This window comes from Bergeriella denitrificans NBRC 102155, from assembly GCF_001592185.1.
Taxonomy (GTDB): Bacteria; Pseudomonadota; Gammaproteobacteria; order Burkholderiales; family Neisseriaceae; genus Neisseria; species Neisseria denitrificans.
This window is the reverse complement of the sequence record NZ_BCWL01000331.1, coordinates 1-1,208: the sequence shown is the minus strand read 5'-3', so window position 1 is coordinate 1,208 and position 1,208 is coordinate 1. Positions and strand designations below refer to the sequence as shown.

Below are 1,208 nucleotides of genomic sequence, written 5' to 3'. Positions count from 1 at the left end.
AAGGTTCAGCAACGCTGTATCAAACTAAAGTGAAACGACTATAACTTAAATATTCCGGTTTGTTTTAAGAGAATGATTATCCCGAATACATGTATATAATATTTTAAAAAATAAATTGAGAGAATGGGTTATACCCCTAATTAATACGTTTTGCTTTTTCAGTATGACACGATGATACCGCCCTCAAAACCTCCTGAAAGAAAAAAACGAAGCACTACAAAATATTTTTTTCAGAGCGTTTTATTTTAGGCCGGCATTTTTATTTGACGGAATGCGTCGGTATGGCGGCCGCTATTGGTATAAGACGCTGCGGCCTGCGTTTGGGGTTTGCCGCGGCGGCCGATAGAATGCAGGTTTCGCATAAAGGAGGATAATCAGATGAAGAAATATATGGCAGCATCATTGATGGTTTTGGCAGTGGCGCAGGCTTATGCGGCGCCGGCGCCGGACACTTTGGCTAAGGTGTTGGCAAGCAAAGAGCTGCGGGTGTGTTCGCCGGGCGATTACAAGCCTTTCAGCTTCGACAATCAGGGGCGTTTTGAGGGCATCGATAATGATTTGGTGACGCGTTTAGCCAAGAGTATGGACGCGAAAGTGGTGATTGTGAAGAGCAGCTGGCCGACGCTGATTGCGGATTTTAAGTCCAAATGCGATTTGGGCGTGGGCGGTATTTCGATTACGCTGCCGCGCCAGCAGCAGGCTTTGATGAGCGAGCCTTATTTTACCAACGGTAAAACGCCGCTGGTGCGCTGCGAGGATGTGTCGAAATATCAAACGGTTGAACAGATTAATCGCCCTGATGTCCGCATTATTGCCAATCCGGGCGGCAGCAACGAGAATTTCGCGCGTACGGCTTTGTTGAAGGCGAAGCTGACCATGCACCCGGAAAACATCACCATTTTTGATGAGTTGGTGGCCAAACGCGCGGATGTGTTTGTGACCGAAGCGGCGGAGGCGATGGTGAAAACCCACGAGTACAAAGGCGTGCTGTGCGGCGTGAACCCGGATAAGCCGCTGCGCCCGTCGCAAAACGCCTGGCTGATTAAGGACAACGATTTCCGCTTCAAGGCTTATGTGGATCAGTTTTTGCGTTTGGAAAAACTGTCCGGCCGTTTGGAGGAAACCATTCGCCGCTGGCTGCCGAATTGATGCGGGGGCGGTGACAAAATGGGCGCTGCATCATTTTGTGTTCCATAACTATAGTCGAA

At 48.9% G+C, this 1,208-nt stretch carries 1 protein-coding gene; it reads left to right on the top strand.

Annotated elements, in window-relative coordinates; translation table 11 throughout:
* Nucleotides 1-390: 390 nt before the first annotated feature.
* On the top strand, nucleotides 391-1,149 hold the full coding sequence (locus BDE01S_RS10600; protein ID WP_245934301.1) for a transporter substrate-binding domain-containing protein: 759 nt from the start codon (nucleotides 391-393) through the stop codon (nucleotides 1,147-1,149).
* The last annotated feature ends 59 nt before the right edge of the window (nucleotides 1,150-1,208 follow it).

Excerpts from the sequence above, each read along its gene's own strand:
- BDE01S_RS10600 (WP_245934301.1), top strand. The coding sequence starts at position 391 with ATGGCAGCATCATTGATGGTTTTGGCAGTGGCGCAGGCTTATGCGGCG.